This window comes from Pseudomonas sp. S09G 359 (assembly GCF_002843605.1).
Lineage (GTDB): Bacteria > Pseudomonadota > Gammaproteobacteria > Pseudomonadales > Pseudomonadaceae > Aquipseudomonas.
This window is the reverse complement of record NZ_CP025263.1, coordinates 3476086-3494765: the sequence shown is the minus strand read 5'-3', so window position 1 is coordinate 3494765 and position 18680 is coordinate 3476086. Positions and strand designations below refer to the sequence as shown.

The window sequence follows — 18680 nt, the reverse complement described above, 5'->3', positions numbered from 1 at the left end:
ATAGGCCGCTTTAGGGCCAGCGCACCAAGTCTAGCTCTTTGATTCGAATAGCCATGGCTGAATCCGAAACCCCGAACTGCTGGGCCAATGACACCAGGTTCCGATTGTTGAATTGGGTGCACCGCGCCAGCGCTAGCTCGCGCTCATCTGAGTCCTTTGAGGCATAGAGCAGGCGATCCGGGTGATTAGGGTCGAGGTGAAAGGCGATCACGTCGCTGAAGCGCAATTGTCCTTTGCAGCAGAACATGAATTCGAACCGTTCTCTCAACAGCTTTTGAGGCATCAGGAAGCACGCTGCGAAGCGGTCGGCTTGCCTCTCAGCGAGAGGCCGAGGCGCTTGCAATGGGCCGCCGTCGAACGCGCGGTCGCGATGCATGACGGTGTCTTCGTGCAGTACGAGATGGCCTATTTCATGGGCGCCAGTGAAGAGCTGGACTTTGTCACCAAACTCGGTCGCAACGGCAATCTTGTTAGCCTGACGATCAATCAAGCCCGCGATTCGGGTACCGGTGTTATGCCGGTTGAACTTGGTATCCCCCAGCGTGGGATAGACATGGTAATCATAGCCACAGACCAAAGCAGCGATTTGGGGGCTGCGCATCATCATTGGCTGGGTATCTTGATCTGGCCAGAGGTAGCGGCGATCTCGGTAGATTTGCATGAGCAGATCAGTCGCTGCTTTCTCGATATAGGCTTCGTTCATGGCAAAACACCAGATTTAGGCTCTCAGGCATAAATTAACCCAATATGTAGTGATGTCAGTATGCCAAACTCCCTAGATGTGGGGTTTGCCGATGAGCGGTAGCTTAAGTGCTTCTGATGCGGGAGGTGCCGGGCAGCTGAGAACCTTTGCATGGAAGAGGGTCTACCTGAATCCTGTAAATTTCCTGTCTTTCGACCAAGGAACATAGCGAACGGGATCAACCGCGCTGCTAAATCGAACGCCCTGGATCTGGTGAATCACGATGCAATCTCTGGCTAGACGCAGGCTTGGCTCGGGATGCGGCACGAGTGGAACATACTGGGAGCGTTCATCTCTGCTTTTCGGCCCGGCTTCCCAGAATTCAGGGTAATACACCCACCGATCCTCATCCGACTCCCACAGGCTCACGTACTCCGCCTCCTGTGTGTCCTCCAACCTTTCAACCCCGCTTGCCTTGTGAAAAAGAATCACGTTCTGGCCCGGTGAGGCATCCTTCGGCACCTGTGCAGACGGGAACAAGATCCCGTCGAGGTTGAGACCTTGGTGTTTAGCCAGAAAATCGGCAATCGCCTGCGTGATTAGATAACCGCTTTCCGCTGAGTCAGGCATGACCGGCATGGTCAGTTGGCTTTGTAAGGCTTTGAGGAAGGCGCAGCGTTCGGCAAGGCTCCTGCGAACGGGATTGAAATAGCTCAGGTCACGATGCGGACGCATCGCGTCCAGGTCGTTCAGGTTGAGAAGTCGCAGAGGCCTGATAACGTCGAACCGTGCGGTCACCACCGTGCTACCTACGGGAGGGCGAACCTCCGCAATTGCGGTATGGTCGTCTGTTGCACCGTAAAAAACCGAGATGCCTTTGGCATTCATTCGCCCCGGGGAGCCCTTTCCCCTGGGTAGGGGCCCCAGATGCTTTTCAGGGTGCTTCAGCGCTGCTGCCATTGTGTCTTCGTCTTGGAACACCCGCCCCCGCTGGAATGATGAGATCGGTTGGCCAACGCCGGCGATGACAATGGCTGATCGATCGTCCTTTGAACGCAAATCTTCAATGCCATCGAAAACCATGGACAGGATCGACCCCACTAAAGGGTTCGCCAGCCGAGATTCAAATTGCAGGCTGTGCTCCATTTTCCGCCAGCCAACCGTCAGCTCTGACGACGCCTCAGTCTCTTCAATAAAATAGGGATCGTCGTCATCGTCCAGGCCGCTCCAGGCTTCAAGCAACCGATCATGAACATCAGACAGCAGGCTCTGACCAGCACCCAGCATACGCTCCAGGACGAAATACAGACTTTCACCGACGGGAGGATAACCGTGGTGTATTACTGAGCTCGGTTGCTGGATTGGACGAAAGCAGGCGTGGATTGCCGTCTCACACATGTCCACGAGTTCGTCCATGTCCATGACTGGAAGCTCTCGGTCACAGTAGTCGCATTCACTGACATCATTATCCGCGGCCTGATCGCGCAAATAGGCTTCGGTGAGACAATGGGTACACACGAGCTGGCTCATTACGGGCTCCTGGTCTGTTCAAAAAACGCTTGTCTATACGCCGGCGCAAGGCCAAGTCACCATCGGCTACCCTGTCGGAGTGGATCGCGCCTCTGTGAGCGAGTAGCCCTATTTCTTCCTGCTGAACCTTGGCTTGGAGAGGCGCTAGATCAGGCAGGGCGTTCCAAAGCTGGTTACGGCACCTCGAACCCCAACTGCGCCAGCACAGGTCGATCCTCAGCTTTCAGCTTTTTCACCGCCCAAATCAACATGTGCTGTGGCCTGGAACTCGCTACATAGGCAAACCGCGCTGCTTCTGATCCGCGATCCCGCAGCCAGTCTTGCCAATGAGACTGATGCACTCCGGGCTGTTGGGAAGAAATCACTACAGTGACATCATGAGTTTCGCCCTTCACTTGGTGAATCGTTTCGTAGCGCAATGTGTCTGGTAGCCCTTCCAACATCTCTTGGCTTACTACTCGCACGGTTACGGGCTTGCCACCCTGCCCTTTGCGAGCCACAAGATTCAAGCCTCTCAGGCCGTCCAGCACATCCCGCAGCTCCATAGGTACAAAGGGCTGATCCGGGAGTTGTCGGATCGCCAGCTTCGCGGTGCGCACCCAGGCCGACCAGGTCTGATCGGAGTTTCCAGCACCATTGGCGACCATGAACTTCAGACTCTCATGGATGAACTTCCGCCAGGCAACCCTGGACTCCATGACAATCGGGCAATACGGGCCGACCTTGGTGACCTCCAGCTCAAGTTTGTTCGCCAGCCACTTTGCAAACGTCCTCAGGCTATCCTTGATGTCCTTGAGGTTGCCTGTGCTGGCGCCGATGCACGCGACTGCCAGCAGCTCGATGCCTTCAAAGGTCTCACCATTACGTAAGCGCTGCAGGGTGGTATGACCGCGTGCCACCAGTACCACGTTGGTGTACGCCTGTGTCATGGCGCGGATCGTAGGCAACAGCTCAGAGGGGCAGGCCTTGTATTCGAGAATCCGCGGTTGTTCGGACGCAATATCTGGGTTGCCGCTGATCCGTTCGCCGCCGAGGATTTTGGTGCATAGATCGACTATGTCCTGTCCGCTCCGCCAATTCGTCTTAAGCTCATAGGGTTCGAACTTGAGCTTGCCCATTAGCTCGGTGACCTTATCGGGGTTCGACCTGCGAAAGCCATAGATTGACTGGTTCAGATCGCCGATGAAGTGGAACTTGATGCCGAACTCTGTGAGATGTTCGACGATTCGCAGCTGCTCGGCCGAGAGATCCTGGCATTCGTCCACGATGACCAAAGGAAATCGGCGCGCGATCCGTGAATAGTAGGCGTCGAATTTCTTATCCTTGAATGCCTTCAGGGCGAGCATGTCGATGTCGCCAAAGGTGGCGAACCCTCCCTTCCACAGCCGTTTTTTGGTGGCGATGAGATCTTTGAAGGTTTCCTGATCAATGGCTGCAGCATTCAACTGGTTATCGAGGCTGCGTTCGCCGGTTGAAAATACGAATCTGGCGGCTCCAAGGTCATAGTCGTATTTGCACGCGGAGATCCAGCGGTCGCAAATACTCTTTCGCGTGCGATAGATGTCCGCTGTCTTGTCTAGAATACGAATGCGAAAGTCACCCTCCTTGCCCGTATATCCAGTGATCTCACTGGCGATGCTCGCCACCAGCCGGTTCAGAACGAAGCTGTCGAACGTAGCGATCATATGGGGCATACCGATCGGCTCCCCCAAGTACTTATGAATCCTGTTTCTGAGTTCGTCCGTCGCGCTGTTGGAGAAGGTCAGCACTGCAATGCCTGAGGGTGAGCGAGACCATCCCTGAACGGTTCTGGCCACCATAGCGGCAACCACCTCTGTCTTTCCGCTGCCCGGGCAGGCCTTGAGGTAAACATGCTGGTCAAGCGGTGAGGCGAGGTAGTCCAACTGCTCTTGGGTGAACTTCATCATGGGCCGGCCCTGCGTAGGACTTCTGCGGCGGCTCGAACCATCATGCTGGTCTTTCTTCCAGGCCGCAGGCCCAAAGAATCGCCAGCCGGATGTACTCTGGCACCACGAAGTCAGTTTCCAAGACCTCTAGCGCGTCCGCAAACGACTGGGCATAGAGCCCTTTGCCGATCTCATCCGAATCGAGCCGATCAAGTAAGGCTCCCGCGTAATCGGCTCTTTCGGCAGATGTCATGGCGGCGAAATCCAGTTTCGCGTTCTTTTCCAGCCCCTTCACTACCGAACCGTCCGGGACTGGCCAGAGTCCAGCCGCAACCGTCATCATCGTCCTGAGATTGTCGCCCTCCATCGCGATGTCGTATTCGAATGTCTTGTACATGCCTGCGAACAGTCGACCGAACTGCGATCGGTTAATGGGGCCTTGCAGCGATAATGCTGGGTTGTTACCAACAGGATGCTCATCAGCGTGGGGTAAAAAAGGTATTGCTTTGGTTCCGCCTTTCCCATCGTCAATAGACTTCAAAGACTTCGGTGGATCGTTGTCGGTTAGACCGGCGCACCTGACTGGCATATCAGCCCCCGGCTGCTCGCCATTGACGTCACAGAACAGCTGCATGAAGTGTTTGAAGTAGATACCTCCGAGGTTTATCACCGACACGCCATAATCATCCAGGCAGTCTCTCCCTTTGCCGTAGGGCCGCAGGACAATCCGAGCCAGCTCCGGCACCACGATGGCTTCTGCGATGCCCTCGACCAAGATTGCGCCCTTGGAGAACAACAGATTTGACTTCGTCACATCCAGCCAGCGATCAACAAAGCGCCGGCTCTGGTCGGGAAGCCCCGTGTTCCTGAGAGGTACTGCTACGGGCTTGTCGTCATTGGAGATATGAATGATGTGATTGACCGACACAGCAGCAGAAATCACCGTTGAATGCGTGGTGATGATTACCTGTATCCCGCGTGCTTCGGCAACTGTCTTGAGGTGGCGAAGCAGCCGTAACTGGAGTTGGGGATGAAGGTGAGCCTCCGGCTCCTCAATCAGTAACAACCGCAGATAGGTTTCTTCACCTCGATCTTCCTCTGCTTCAAGGATGAGCTCTGCCAGGATCGATGCGATGTACAGAAGGTTGTTGTACCCCAGGCTATTTTCCTCCAACGACCGAAACTGGGTAGCGTCAGCCTGGGAGAGATTAGGGAAATACAAGAGCCGCAGGCCTTCCACGATTCGGGAGAAGCTGACCTCTGAAAACTGGATCATTGTGCCCTGGGAAAGGTGCATCCCCAGAGCTGCCTTCAGATTTTCACCGATTCTCTGATTGGCCAATTTGATAGCAAACTTGTCGCTTTCGGAGAGCTCACGGTTGAAGTCGCCCACGTATTGCTCCAGCGGGTGCAGCTCGCCGGCTTTTCTCGCGGTTTCAAGATCTTTGCGGCATAGGGCTTTCAACAGGCGAGCTAGGCGAGACTGGCGCCCCTCACGAAGTTTGGTCTCGGCGTCACGTAGCGGCGGTAGGTAAACGCAATGAATGTAGTCGAGCGTTTCCGTGTCTAAGGCCTTGGTGTATTCATGGCCACCGTATGTGTGGTGTCTGAACCGGCCGCGCGCCTCCTCATTAAGCGCGGTGAAAGTCAGTTTTGCTTCGTCGTGATTTCCACACCAATCTTCGAAGGCAATGACATCGTCTTTGTCCAAATCGGAAAACGTGGCTTGAATCCAGATCGATTCCGCGGGGACGGCTCCAACCCCAAAGCCTTTATAGAAATCGCGCTCACTGATGATCCGCTTACCCGACTCGGAGTCATTGAAAAGCTGGCGTATCGCGCTGATCACGCCGGTTTTGCCCGCTCCGTTTTCCCCAACGAGAACGTTGAGACCGTCGTGGAATTCGATGGTAAAAGGCTTGCCAAAACACTTGAAACCATTAACGTCTAAAGCACGCAGATACATGAGCATCCCTTCTCGTTAGTTGTCTTCCAATCGGGCCTGTGGCGCTGCTTGATCCCTCCGGCGCTCAGCACGACGCGCAGCTTAAAGGGCGCCCGAATAGTCGCGATACGATACACCGTGTCCAAGCCAAGACATACCGGTGAGCCGTTGACGGACACGTCATACCAAAACAACCGCACCGCACTTTTTGACGCCGCTATCAGCTTCATGTGGTAATGACTGTGACCTGCACTGAGTCCACAGAATAAATACTGTATTGCGTACGCAGGCCGAATGCCCAATCGCCTTACCAGCAGGGTGGCCTACGCAAAGGCGTGACTACCAGATACCCAGGCCAACACCGTCATTTTAATTGCTCCATGAGCCCAGGCATTACCCGGGCGTGTCCCTTGATAAGAGTCGCTAGGATGCGTCAGAGGATAGGACTGATCAACCCAAGTCGGTCGCGGTGGTCGGTAGCTTCTTCAGCTTGAATGCGACGAGCAGCGCTGCCAGAAGGAATGCCCCCATGAACGCGCCCACCCCATTCCAACCGCCTGCGTGGTAAGCAAAGCCACCAAGGCTACCGACGACGCTCGACCCGACATAATAGGGAAACAGATACAGAGACGATGCCTGGCCTTTCGCGCGCACGGTGCGGCGGCCAATCCAACTGCTTGCAACTGAGTGAGCCCCGAAAAAACCAAATGTGAATACAACTATCCCTGGCAAAATCACGGCCACCGGCGACGCCATGGTCAGCCCTAACCCCGCGACCATGACCAGAATCGATACCATGAACATCGAGCGTCGGCCGTATTCATCAGCCAGGGATCCGACCTTGGCAGAGCTGTAGATGCCGGCCAGGTAGGCCGCGGAGAGCAACCCTACCAACGCTTGGCTCATGTAGTAGGGCTCGGCCAACAGCCGATAACCAATGTAGTTGAACATTGTCACGAAGCATCCCATCAGCAGGAACGCTTCGAGAAACAACCATGGCAGCCCTGCATCCTTGAAATGCACAGAAAACCCATCGATCAATGCCTTGGGGTTCAGACGGATCGGGCGGAAATTACGCGATGCAGGTAAGAATTTGGCGAATAGGATGGCTGAGGCTAGCGCGATCCCGCCGATGATCAGCACGGCTACGCGCCAAGTGGTGAAATCGACCAATACGCCACTGATGAGTCGGCCGCTCATTCCGCCTACGGCGTTCCCCGCGATATACAAACCCATCGCCAGGCCAGTGTGCTTGGGATGGATCTCCTCGCCGAGGTAGGTCATCCCAACCGCCGCCAGTCCCGATAGCGACAACCCGACCAGCGCTCTCATAATCAAAATTTCTGTCCAGGTAGGCACAACGGCGCTGAGCAGCGTGCACAAGGCCGCGCTGAAGAGTGCGGCGACCATGACTGGCTTGCGTCCGACCGCATCGAAATGGGGCCGGTGACCAGCATGCCGATCGCCATAAGCCCCGTGGAGATGGAAAGTGAGAGGCTCGCCTGGGCGGCGTTTAGTGAAAAATCGTGGGACAAGATTGGCATCAGGGGTTGCACACAGTAGAGCAGTGCGAAGGTTGCGAATCCGCCGGCAAACAACGCCAAGGCCGTGCGCATAAACTCAGCTGTTCCTTTTTCGATGAACGATGCAGATGCGTCCCCGAATGTTGCGGTTGCGGGTTTCAATGGGATACCTCAGAAGTTTCAGGCTCAAGATAGCCTGAAGGGTATAGGGGGTGAAACGATCAATCCAATATACTATTCGACCTGATTGATATCTAGCGTGTATCGTTTGCTATTGCCAATGGCAGCGTTCGAGATATACAAACTCACGACTCTAAAAAACATCGCCTAGATAGAAAGGCCAACTGATTAAAAGCTAGTAACAGCCCTTACTCCCTTCATATACTGATAAGAATAAAACAACAAAAACAATAATAAGAAGGACGCACAAGATGGCCCAGACAACATTCAGTTTTCGCACCGTAACGTCCAGAAAGGGCGACTATGAAGTCGCGGATCATTCGATCGAGAGAAAAGAAAGCCGCAAGCTCAGCAGATTTCAGGCGCTCGGCTATCTACTGTGTTGGGTAGACGCGCTCGCGGAAGATGAATCAGATCCAGGTCGCTCAATCAGCGCGATATTTGGTTTTGATGGCGAGGTTGCAGCCTTGGGTTTCGACCGCTATGACCCGGTTCACATTCTCACGGCCCCGAACTGGAAAACTCGAATGCTTGCCGCCTGGTGCGTTATCGGGGCCGATGAGCGAGCTATTGCCAAACAGCTTGATTACGGCGATCTGCACAACTACTGGCCCAACACCGAGTTCTGTAGCCCGGGTTTTGATGAGGAAGCCACGCAATGGGCTTCTAGCGCTAGCGCCTACGACGATTCCGCTGAGTTCAACATCTGTGCTTATGTCGGCAGCCCTGACCGGCCCCAGTTGATTTTCAAACCCGAGAGCGCTGACCACTCGCCCGCCTAAAACTCGAAGGAGCCGCCGCACGCAAACGGGCCGCGGCGGCCCTAGCCCCCTGAGCGCTCAAGCACCTACAGTAATCACATTCTCCACAGTGAGCCGTGCACGTTCAAAGGCAGGACGGAGCCGATCAGCGCAGCCCAGACCCCATCCGCTTCAGCTCCTCAACCAGCTCTTCCCGCCCGTGCAGGTTCGAGACACTGCGAAGCCGATTGACCACCTGCTCCGACCACCCGGAAGCCTTCATGCCCTCACGCTGGTAGAAAGCGCCCAAGCGCTCATCGTATTCAGCCACCGCTTCCACATCTGCCGCTGCCGAGTAGGTCTCATGGTGAAGCACTGCGCCTTGAGGCAGCCGTGGTTTTACCTGCGCTGGTCGCTCGGTAGATGGATAACCTACGCAGAGACCGAAAACCGGATAGACCTGCGGAGGCAGACCAAGCTCCTTGGCCACGCCTTCAATGTCGTTTCGGATGGCGCCGATGTACACACTGCCAAGTCCCAGAGACTCCAGAGCGACCACGGCGTTCTGAGCAGCCAAGGCCGCGTCGATCGTACCGAGCAACAGGCTTTCCAAGTAAGGCACTGCTTCGAGCTCTACACCCTGCTGCTCAGCAACGCGGGTGACCCTGGACAGGTCGGCGAGCCATACAAAGAACAGAGGCGCCTGCCGGATGTAGGCCTGGTTTCCTGCCAGTGCCGAGAGGCGCGCTTTCCGATCGCTGTCCTGAACAGCGACAACGCTCCAGACCTGCAGGTTTGAAGAGGTCGACGCTGATTGCGCCGCGGCAACCAGGGTCTCTATGGTGCCGTCAGGCAGTGGCTGATCAGTGAAAGCACGAACGCTGCGATGATCGAGCAACTGATCGATCGTCTCGTTCCAGGGCATGAGAGGCGAGATGTCCGCGGCGCCGTAGCGGGAAGCCAGTTTTGATTGTACGTTGACTGTCATTCGAGATCTCCAAATAGAGTCCGAGGCTACCAAATCGACGGCAGTGCGACACGCTTCGCGCGCGAAGTTTCATATACCATGGGGCCCACACAGTCCCACAAAGGCACGTTTCGATTGTCAGCAAAACCGCTTACTGCCCGCGAGGCCTATCAGGTGCTTCGCGACATCGCTTTGGGCGTTCGCACCATGCGCCGCTTGGGTGAGAAGTCATGGACTGAAATGTACAGCGGCATGATGACCGTTGAAACCGATGGCTGGGTCATCAAGTTCTACAACGATTGCGAAACTCTGGATTACTGCGATAGCTGCTATCGCTCAGACGGTCGTGCGTACACTTTTGACTCATCGCAGCAATTTGGTACTGACCCGGTCGAGCTACTGAGCACGTGGGAACATGGCCAACTAGAGAAGCTGCTCGCCGATCTTTAATAGGCCGCAGCGCTCCCTCGAGGACATCTTCTTTCAAGATCGCGTCCGGCCATATCTTCAGAAAATATCTGGGAGGTCGGCTGGAGCTGCGGGCGTCAGGTGCTGGGCCAGCATCCGCAGCTTGCCTAGCAGCTCATCAAAGGTAACGACCTCGACATCTTTGCAGGCGTTGCGGAATATCTCAAAGCTGCGCCGGCGGCCTTCCTCTGTTGGCTTGGTACCGGCAATGACAACGCACCTCGCTGTGTCTGGATTCAAGTCACGCATCGTTGGATCTCGAAGGTGCGACAGCCAGTTGGAGCGCATCAGGCCTTGCTGATATAGCACCTGCGTAATTGCTCCACTGAGCTGCAAATTCGGGCCGAAGACATCCTGGTTGCGATACGGTCGGCTTTGCATCAAAGGGGTGGAAGGTTTCTTGATTTCCACGATGGCCAGTTCGCGTCCTTGTGAGAAAAGCAGATCGCCAATATGAGCGCCAGCCCCATTGATCGTGGAGCCTTGGGCATGGAACTGGGTATGCAGAAGCGCAACAGGGCGCGAGAACACCATCGCTAGGATGAACAGGTTGGCCTCGAAAAAATGCTGCCAGTGGCCCTCGCTGAGGTTCTGGCTCAGCATGCTCTCGAACTTTTCGATCATTACGGCCAAGGTGACCCTCTCGATCTCCGCGTGCAATTCGAATAGTTCGCGAGGCGCTTCCTTCGCCAACATCTCAGCGCCGACCTTCACTTCTCTGAGCTGATGACGCCGCGCCCGCACAGCCGCCTGCGCAACTTGATTACTGACTCTGCGAGGGGTCGTATCGCTCGCCAGCACTGGACGGCTGCCTTCAAAGACCACATTGGGCATCAGCGTCGGAAACACTTGGCTCAGCACCCAATGCATCTGGGCTGACGTCTCACTCTTTTTTCGAGCCCGAGTGATCCGCATGCATGTTCTACGGCATTCATCCACCCGTGCCTCGCTGACAAAGACGACGTCGTCTGTGATCGAGGTGTCACCATCATCCGATATGACTAGGGTTTTCAGGCTGGGAGCGAATCGCAGCCCTCGCCAGAGCGGCGTAAGCTGTTTAACCAGCCCCAATCCTTCCTCACAGGGATCAAACAGTTTTCGAGGGAGGCTGACGTCGATGTAGAGCACGGCGTCCTCTGGAGTGTCTGGAAGATCGCGCGTCGGGTGATGGCTGTACAAGATGCAGCCCACGTTTCCGTTCTTCGGGCTCCGATAGCGCTGAGTATGGGGGTTGGTGTAGATGGGATACATCGTGATCCAACCCGGCTCGATCGTGGCTAGCCGATGCCATCTGTCTTCGGGCAATGACTGCCATTTATCTGAGGAGATTTTGTCAAAAACCTGAAGGTACAAGTCAATGCAAAAGCCCGCTTCCACTGGCCGCCGGATGATGCTGAAACTAGGCTCCAACACGTCCTCCCCGTTCCATGTGTCCTGCAAGGTCTGCTGAGTCCCTTCCATAGTGCTCTCCATGCCAAATGTTGTTGAAATTATTGATCGCTCGGTCTTGGAAGTACGCGCGGGGTCGACCACAGATATCCCCCTATTGCCCCTTCTTGAATCAAACGGCGCGCACCAGGCTCGCATACTCACGGCGCTACGGAAGGCGATGACGCCGTGACTCAATGACCAACTGCGCAAATTGAACCAAATCCCGCACGCCCCCCCTGCCCGACCTGCCCAAATGAAACCCAAGCATCCCTACTGCCCTGGGCCCATCTTGATCGCATTTCAGCGAGTCGCCCACCATCGCGATCTGGTCATGCTGATCGCCGAACAGGTGCCCGGGCTTAACCTGCAATGCATTGCAGATGGACTGGTAGATCACGGCGTCCGGTTTCATCGCCCCGACCTGATAGCTGAAGGCGTACCCATCGAGATCAGGAAACGCTTGAAGGACAGCGGCCCCATAAGGCTCGCAAAGGTTGGAGCATAGGCCTACTCGCACGCCCTCTGCGCGCAACAAAGCAACCGCCTCAATGCCATCCTCGAACGCAGTTATCGATGCGACTTCGCGATCCAGATCGTCCTGTAGTGCTTGCAGGCGAGTGGGCGATACGCGGATAGCCAGTTGATCCGCAGCGTCCTTCAGCGACCATGGGTTGCTCATCAGAACCCGCACATCCTCCGGGCTGGCTCGGCGGCCACCGACGATTCCTTCCTTGAGTAATTGCCTGAAAGGATGACGCTTGCTTCGGAGGTCGACCAGGGTGCCAAAGGCGTCAAAGACAACAGCTGAAATCATGGGTTTACCTAATGAGTTCGCACAGGCCAAACCGTTGGAAGCAGTCACCGTGGGCCGGTATATGACCATACCGTCCCCACAGGATTTGTCGAGTGGGGCACTCAGTAGGACTTAAGCACCCTACCCCCCCCCCGCTGACGCTTGGCAGACGTCGTCAGCAGCTGTCGCTCTCGATTACAACATCGCGGCGCTGCAAGTTTGCGCTGGGATGGGTGATTGCGACGCTGGCATCAAGCTGCTTGATTTGCCGATTTGCACAATCAATCTCTGGCGATCACGGCCGGTAAGCATTGTGCTTAGCTGCCGGTGCGCGAGGCTGAATCCTGACAGGCCAACATTGTGACACGTAGGTGGTGCGGTCAAAGAGTCCATGGATCACTTCCTGGATGGCTTGCTCTTAGGCTGAGTTGTAGGTGAGTTTGGATCCTGATCCTCCAGATCAGGCTCGTGTAGTCGGCGCAAGTGCTCAGTCTCCGACTGGGCAGCTGCTAGCAACAATCGAACCTCGAGCTCACGCTTGCTGCTCTGGGTTGCAGCCTCACTGAGCGCCTTGGCATCTTGTCGAAGCGTAGCGATCTGTTCCTGGAGCTGCTCGGAGATGCCGGCGGATTTCGCTTCGGCCAGCTTCAAACCTTGAATCTCTCCAGTCAGAGCCTGAATGCGGGCTTCATGTGCATGGAGTGTCTTGACCTGCTGACGGGACTCTCCCAGCAACCGCTCGTTGTCACGGTTCAGGCGTGTCAGGTCATCCTGTTTCAGCACCAGGGTTTCCTGAAGCTTGCGCTGCTCCACCTGGGACTCATGTAGCTGGGATTCATGGCGTCGTTGATCTTGATCGCGCTGTTCTTTCACGGACTCCCGGTAATGCTCCAGGGCGCCACGCGCATGAACATGCTTCTCCTCGAGGGATTGGATCTGTTTATCCCTGTCACCGACCAAAGCTTCAAGATCAGTACAGCGCTGGCTGATCCCGGCGTTGCGCGTCAGCTCAGCCTGAAGCGAAGACTGCGTGGTTTGAAGGTCAGCTGTTTGAGCTTCAATAGCTGCTTGCTGAGCGTCCAGCTGCCGACGTGCAGCGGTCAACTCAGATTGCAGGCTAGCGATCTGCGCCTCAAGCCCGACGCGCTGTAAATCGAAAGCTGATCGAGCCTGTTCGATCGACTCATCCCCCTCCTCCATCAGCCGTTCCAGAAGGCTTCCAACCATCGCTGCAAGCTCTTCTCCCATTCGATCCCGGGACGACGGCGGGCGCGGGTCAAAGGACTCGATCTCCTTCAAATAGCGGGAAATAGTGGTTTTTGAGCCCGTATTTCCAAGCTCAACGCGCACGGCGTCAATGCTCGGGTACATGCCCTTGGCGAGCAACGACTGCCGAGCTTTTTGTACAACTGCCTTGTTTATGCCGCCGCGCGCCATGAGACCTCCTACGATTTCGTGGTGTATTACGTGTCACGTATTTACGTAGCACGTTATCACAAAGCTAGCTTCTATATCATGCTGATCATAGAAAGCTATAATAATGTCTTATGGCTTCTTCACAGTCGAAAAGGCCTTTAGGTGCCGCTAAAAGCGTGGAATGCTGGGATCACGCAGATTCTGAAGGCGAAACGTGATGGGCAAGAATCACAAGTACCTAAAGGCAGGTACACGTGAGAACACCCGCAAAAGCTATCGAGCTGCGATCGAGCACTTCGAAGTGATGTGGGGAGGCTACCTGCTCACTGGAATGGCACTGTTCGTTGCTTTTAGACTAAGCGGGTGACGTGCCAAACTTTCGCTAATCGTGAACGGTGGGTAGTTCGTTACACCTAAACATGCTGAGCGGCGAAAAATCTCGCGCCAGCGTGCTGCGGCGGTAGCTGGGGCTTGGATCTATTCCCTGCACAACCGCAAACCTGCACGACTGTCTTGCCTGCCACTTGAGTGCTGACTGGATAACCGACTAAGGCAAGAGTAGCGGTACCTGCAGTTTTCTGAAGAGCCCTCCCTGCTCCGTCACCACCAAGCGTTTGCCCCCCAGTTGCGGGGATGCGAGTGAGGACTTCCCTTTTGGCTCATGCGTTGGAAGAGATGAAGATGACATTACAGGAAGCGTCCAATGATGAAATAGAGTAAAGCGCAGGATGACCATATTCAGCGCTTAACTGCTTCCGCCAAACCAATGCTTCGGCACACCCCCTAGATAACACAGTTATTCTTTAGAAGAAAAGAGCTTGATTTTCCATTCAAACTCAGATCTATCATTGGTAAAGCTGCGTATATAAGGACGCAGTTCCAAATAGGGGTATTTATCCCGCTCGTACACACCAGAGTTGGAAACCAAAATTATTTCAACTAGGTGGGGCTGATTGAAGATATTATTAATTTTTAATCTTAGCCGGCCATCCCTCAGCATCGCGGATATTGCGTCTAAGTTGGAAACATGAACAACTATCACCCCTGGATTTACCTTGGTTAATTGCTTTTTTGCGGCATCCTTACAAGTTTTTTCAAACTCCCGCCAGGAGGCGTTCGTGCTGATTGTGGTAATTCGTAAGCACGTTACACTATCATCGCTGGTGGTCTGAGGCATCATGCACAGTAATTCCATATCCGAGGACTTAACAGGAATAATACTTGGTGCGCCGTTTGGAATATCCGGGACATCAAAATGTACTTCAGTAGTCACGGAGTATTTTTCACGTTGGATATTTTGGCCAGATGATATGTGCTCACAGATCTCAGTGCATACTTTAGCAAGCATTACAGGATTTTGCGGTAGCTTTTCGATCACTTTTATGGTGACGATGCTGAGTTGTTTTTTGCTTTGCTCGTAAGTGGCTGTGAAGTTGTTCAATATTCCACTTGCTAGCTTTTGAGCCTCCCCAGAACTTATAACTAACCCTTTATCATAAGAAAAGGATTTGCATTCAACTTCTACTCGATTTTCATCTCGGCAAGCCAGGTAGTCATATGTCTCTCCCGCATCTCTGTCATCTTTGCAATCTACATTCCAACCGTAATGAACAAGCGTAAAATATACAAAGGTTTCAAACGCCAATGCGCGCATGTCATTAGAGGCCTCAAAGGCAGCTTTAAATCTGGCCTTGTAGTGAGCCTTCTTACTTGCCTCAATGCGATTATACAACTCTAGGATTTTCTGAGTATAAAAAAATGCTTCCGCTAGCGCGTTGCGGTCGTACTCATCGCAACTATCAAGACCCTTTGTGTGAAAAATAAACAGGCCATATGAGATAAAACTCTCTCCAAGTGTATGGGCTGGAGGATTGTTGCCATATTTTTCTATAGCCTTAATCCAAGGCTGCTCAGGGAAAAAAATTGTCAACCGATCATATACTGCGTTGTACAAATCCTTTCTGGACATTCCGCCATCCATTTCAATAATTAACGTATAAGTATTTGTGAAAACTAAATCGTGCGCATGAAACTGCAGTTAGTTTTGCTTGAGTCCAATATTCGCATGGCTGGCCATAACGCAACCCAACCGACGCTCTAAGTACGTACTAACTCACGCAAGTTGCTGATGATCTGGGCAGCCGCTTCCTCTTTCGATTGCTCTCGTAACAGCGCCAACGCCTGTACCGTTTTGGGAATATCGGTAGCCGGCCTGGTAGGCAGCCCCCCGCTTTGCACAAACGGGCCATCAGTCTCGGTCAAAAGCCGATCACTTGGCAGCGACGCGACAAGCTTGCGATGCTTGGCGGAGGCCAACATCTGAGAGTTGATCGAGAAATAGCAGCCAAGCTCCAAAGCCTTCTTAGCTTCACTTGCAGAGCCGGTGAACCAGTGAAGCACTACAGTCCCCCTGTCGATAGGGAGCAGGCGCTCGATATGGGAGAGCACCTTGCTTACGCTGCGAACGCTGTGGACAGTAAGGATCTTTCCGCCTTGCTCTGAACACGCCTCAAGCACCCTCTTGAATACCCTCTCTTGGGCGTCGAAGCTTGGATAAAACTGGGGCCCAGCATCGAGCCCCACTTCTCCAACGTATCGGGTCTCCTCAAGCAAATGCTCCAAAAGGGGCAGTTCCGACTCGCGCTCTGCCACCAACTGGGGGTGCAGGCCCAGAGCCACCCGAACATGCCGAGCCGACGCCGCAAGCTCGCGATTGCGCCGCCATGCTTTAGGCGTCGTTGTCACGGCCAACGTGGCCACCTCTGCCTGATCGCACTCCAAGATGAGACGCTCGTGATCGGGGTAAAGGTCAAGATGGCAGTGGAAATCCACCCATTTTGGGATCGAGTTTTTAGGCGGTTTCATAGTGGTATGGCTATTACACCCTCAAGATAGTCATCGACCTCCAGCAGCCCATCCCGATAGACCTGTTCAAAGGCGTGAAGGCTCTGAGGATGGTCGATCAAAGGCCCGGGCTCATGGATTGAGAATTTGGCTCGGTGCGGTGCGCGTTTTAGTCGAGCGATTGCGAGCTGGAAGGAGCGCACATGTTCGCCGTCGGCCCTATTAGTGTCCAGTGCCTGAGCATGCAAGTCCGGTATGACATAGCGGGTCTGATCTGGCCCACAACCGCGATGTATCGCTGCGCGCCTTATGATGCAGGGGACGCAGAACCCACAGTGCTTAGGTGATCTATTTGATGGGTCGGGATGGTACCTCGCTTTTCCTGGTGAAGAGCACGACATTGTGAGATGCACGTGATCGGCGAGGAATGCCTGATCTAGGCATTGCTCAGCCATCTGACCTTTGGTGAGATGGCTGAACATATTGAAGAGCTTTGTGCTCAGCCCCAGACGCGCAAAGAGCTCGTTCACCCGCGCCATGTAGTAAGGGTGGGTCGTGCGCGTGCTGCATGCACCCAAGCGACGAGGATCCAGGGGGACGTTCAGGGAAATCAGGCCATTTTCAGGCACATGGATGGTTATCGAGTCGCCTATAGCCTCCGCGGCCATTGCTGCCAGTGCAAAGAACAGAAACGACCGCGCGCGAAGCGTATCTTCGCTGCCCCCTCCTTCCACCAGATCGTTCGGGAATCCCACGCGTGCCTGGACATGGTTGATCGAGGTCTGTGAAAACCTCTCCTGCAACGCCGCCCGGCAATCGTTCTGATAGGTGCTGGTGCTGTTGGTGTCCCAATAGTGACTCACAAGCAAGGGTTTGCTGCCAGCCCCGAGAAGGTTGATCGCCCCGATGAAGCTGTCCATACCACCCGAGAACAGACAAACGCTGTCAGACTCATCCGTCCTCAAGCTCTCCGGTGCGGGAGATAGTTCATCGACACCAAGGGGCCGCTCTCGGAAGACAAGGCGCCATCGATCCCCGGTGAGGAATTTCAGGGTCGAGGCCAGCATGTCGGAGGCGTCTGCCCATGCTGCAGGATTTGCAACGGGTACATACAAGTCAATCTCCCTCGTCCAGGCGTTCTCAGATTCAGTATCCCGCGAGATTCTGGTGTCTGCCGCGGTAAGGGTTGCTGCCAGAAGTGCAAGATCAACCGCAGTCTCTCCTGGACTCAGGCCGAGATCGGCCAACTGTTCAATCGCTTGACCAATCCCATACCTCAGTAGCCCATCCCCGTCGATAAACTGGATATTGGTGGCGACGCTCCCTGCCTCGAGCAGCACTAAATCCTGGTCATCCGTTTTGCCAAGTCGGCAGATAACGCTGTGACGTCTCATTCCAGACTCTCCGCTGCAGACGCAATAAGGTCGAACGCTGCCTCATAGATCGCAGAGGTGACTTGATTGACCTCCTGGTCTGTGGGCGCCGGCCATTGCTCCAACCGGTTGGCGAGCTGACCCCGTGTACAGCCCGTGATGAAGGAACTCAGCTGGGATTGAATCCGTTCGACTGCCTCCACATCATCCGGCATGGTTATGCCCCTGCCCCCCAAGTCCGCCATGATCATGCTCTCAATTGAGTTCGCGACGAAATCTAGGAAGAAGTTCTGGCGATCAGAATCAGTCATGTCTTCAAAGCTGCCGCTGCCCGCATCGTCCAACTCGGCAATAGTATTGAGCGCGGCTTGGCGAGCAACGCCCTCGTCTATCGCTCCGCCAGGGGGGCAGATGAACTCAAGCAGCGCGAGCAGCACCTGGGAGGCCGGTTGCCCTGGGGCAACCGTAAGCTGCAACCGTCGCAGAGTTTCCGCAGCCCCGTTGCGCTGAACGCCTCCGAAGATGGTGAGCAGCTTCCCTGCGGTATCGCGAGATGTGCCCATGCGGCGCGCACCTCTCGCTGATCCACCCACGCCCTTGCGTACATAGGAAGACAAGGCATTCCCCAAATCGCTGGGGCTTCCAGTGCGGGCGAATCGCGTGAAGCTGTTGCGAGCGCCCCTAAGTGAGCCAGTGCCGTCGTTGTTGACCGCCGCCAACGGAGATGAGGCTGGCTGTGAAGGCGTAGAACCAGGCTGAGACGGATTAGATTGGCCTGGCCCACTTGGTTGGGCCGACGGAGCTGCTGGTTGCGATACATCATCAATCCAGGAGGGCACCAAGCCAGAGCTTGGGCCTCCATATCCTTTGGAGGTACCCAT

General features: G+C 54.9%; 14 protein-coding genes and 1 pseudogene. 2 read left to right on the top strand and 13 right to left on the bottom strand.

Features of this window, described 5'->3' with window-relative positions; translation table 11 throughout:
* Positions 1-10: 10 nt before the first annotated feature.
* The 5 genes and pseudogenes from CXQ82_RS15640 to CXQ82_RS15620 all read right to left on the bottom strand — a co-directional run bounded on the left by CXQ82_RS15640 (position 11) and on the right by CXQ82_RS15620 (position 7680).
* Positions 11-703: an ImmA/IrrE family metallo-endopeptidase gene (locus tag CXQ82_RS15640; RefSeq protein ID WP_101270493.1), complete on the bottom strand. Its 693-nt coding sequence runs from the start codon at positions 701-703 to the stop codon at positions 11-13.
* Positions 704-865: 162 nt separating this feature from the next.
* Complete coding sequence (locus tag CXQ82_RS15635) at positions 866-2212, bottom strand: RES family NAD+ phosphorylase (RefSeq protein ID WP_101270491.1); 1347 nt, start codon at positions 2210-2212, stop codon at positions 866-868.
* A 173-nt stretch (positions 2213-2385) separates the two neighbouring features.
* Positions 2386-4137 carry an ATP-dependent helicase gene (locus tag CXQ82_RS15630; protein ID WP_101273802.1) on the bottom strand — a complete coding sequence of 584 codons (1752 nt, stop codon included), beginning with the start codon at positions 4135-4137 and terminating at the stop codon, positions 2386-2388.
* A 43-nt stretch (positions 4138-4180) separates the two neighbouring features.
* A complete protein-coding gene (locus CXQ82_RS15625) occupies positions 4181-6085 on the bottom strand; it encodes an ATP-dependent endonuclease (protein WP_101273801.1) in 1905 nt (634 codons plus the stop codon).
* Between the two features lie 429 nt (positions 6086-6514).
* Positions 6515-7680: pseudogene (locus CXQ82_RS15620) on the bottom strand (MFS transporter).
* A 338-nt stretch (positions 7681-8018) separates the two neighbouring features.
* Here CXQ82_RS15620 and CXQ82_RS15615 point away from each other — a divergent pair.
* Entirely contained in the window at positions 8019-8549 is a 531-nt protein-coding gene (locus CXQ82_RS15615) for a hypothetical protein (RefSeq protein ID WP_024690633.1), read from the top strand.
* A gap of 124 nt (positions 8550-8673) precedes the next feature.
* Here the strand turns inward: CXQ82_RS15615 and nfsA are convergent, their stop codons facing one another.
* On the bottom strand, positions 8674-9495 hold the full coding sequence (nfsA, locus tag CXQ82_RS15610) for an oxygen-insensitive NADPH nitroreductase (protein ID WP_101270489.1): 822 nt from the start codon (positions 9493-9495) through the stop codon (positions 8674-8676).
* A 114-nt stretch (positions 9496-9609) separates the two neighbouring features.
* On the opposite strand from nfsA, the gene CXQ82_RS15605 reads away from it, so the two are divergent.
* The gene (locus CXQ82_RS15605; RefSeq protein WP_177409907.1) at positions 9610-9924 is read left to right on the top strand and encodes a hypothetical protein; all 315 of its coding nucleotides are present in this window, start codon (positions 9610-9612) and stop codon (positions 9922-9924) included.
* A gap of 57 nt (positions 9925-9981) precedes the next feature.
* Here the strand turns inward: CXQ82_RS15605 and CXQ82_RS15600 are convergent, their stop codons facing one another.
* From CXQ82_RS15600 to qatB, 7 genes are all read right to left on the bottom strand, one after another.
* Positions 9982-11403 carry a Shedu immune nuclease family protein gene (locus tag CXQ82_RS15600; protein ID WP_101270485.1) on the bottom strand — a complete coding sequence of 474 codons (1422 nt, stop codon included), beginning with the start codon at positions 11401-11403 and terminating at the stop codon, positions 9982-9984.
* Between the two features lie 136 nt (positions 11404-11539).
* Positions 11540-12187, bottom strand: coding sequence for an HAD family hydrolase (locus tag CXQ82_RS15595; RefSeq protein ID WP_101270483.1), 648 nt, complete (start codon positions 12185-12187; stop codon positions 11540-11542).
* A 375-nt stretch (positions 12188-12562) separates the two neighbouring features.
* A complete protein-coding gene (locus CXQ82_RS15590; protein ID WP_101270481.1) occupies positions 12563-13603 on the bottom strand; it encodes a DNA-binding protein in 1041 nt (346 codons plus the stop codon).
* 775 nt (positions 13604-14378) lie between these two features.
* Positions 14379-15551, bottom strand: a complete 1173-nt coding sequence (locus CXQ82_RS15585) for a hypothetical protein (RefSeq protein WP_101270479.1) — start codon at positions 15549-15551, stop codon at positions 14379-14381.
* A gap of 128 nt (positions 15552-15679) precedes the next feature.
* The gene (qatD, locus tag CXQ82_RS15580) at positions 15680-16447 is read right to left on the bottom strand and encodes a Qat anti-phage system TatD family nuclease QatD (RefSeq protein WP_057423129.1); all 768 of its coding nucleotides are present in this window, start codon (positions 16445-16447) and stop codon (positions 15680-15682) included.
* Positions 16444-17820, bottom strand: coding sequence for a Qat anti-phage system QueC-like protein QatC (gene qatC / locus CXQ82_RS15575; protein ID WP_057423130.1), 1377 nt, complete (start codon positions 17818-17820; stop codon positions 16444-16446). The genes qatD and qatC overlap by 4 nt, the downstream gene beginning before the upstream one ends.
* Complete coding sequence (qatB, locus tag CXQ82_RS31775) at positions 17817-18680, bottom strand: Qat anti-phage system associated protein QatB (protein ID WP_305118811.1); 864 nt, start codon at positions 18678-18680, stop codon at positions 17817-17819. The genes qatC and qatB overlap by 4 nt, the downstream gene beginning before the upstream one ends.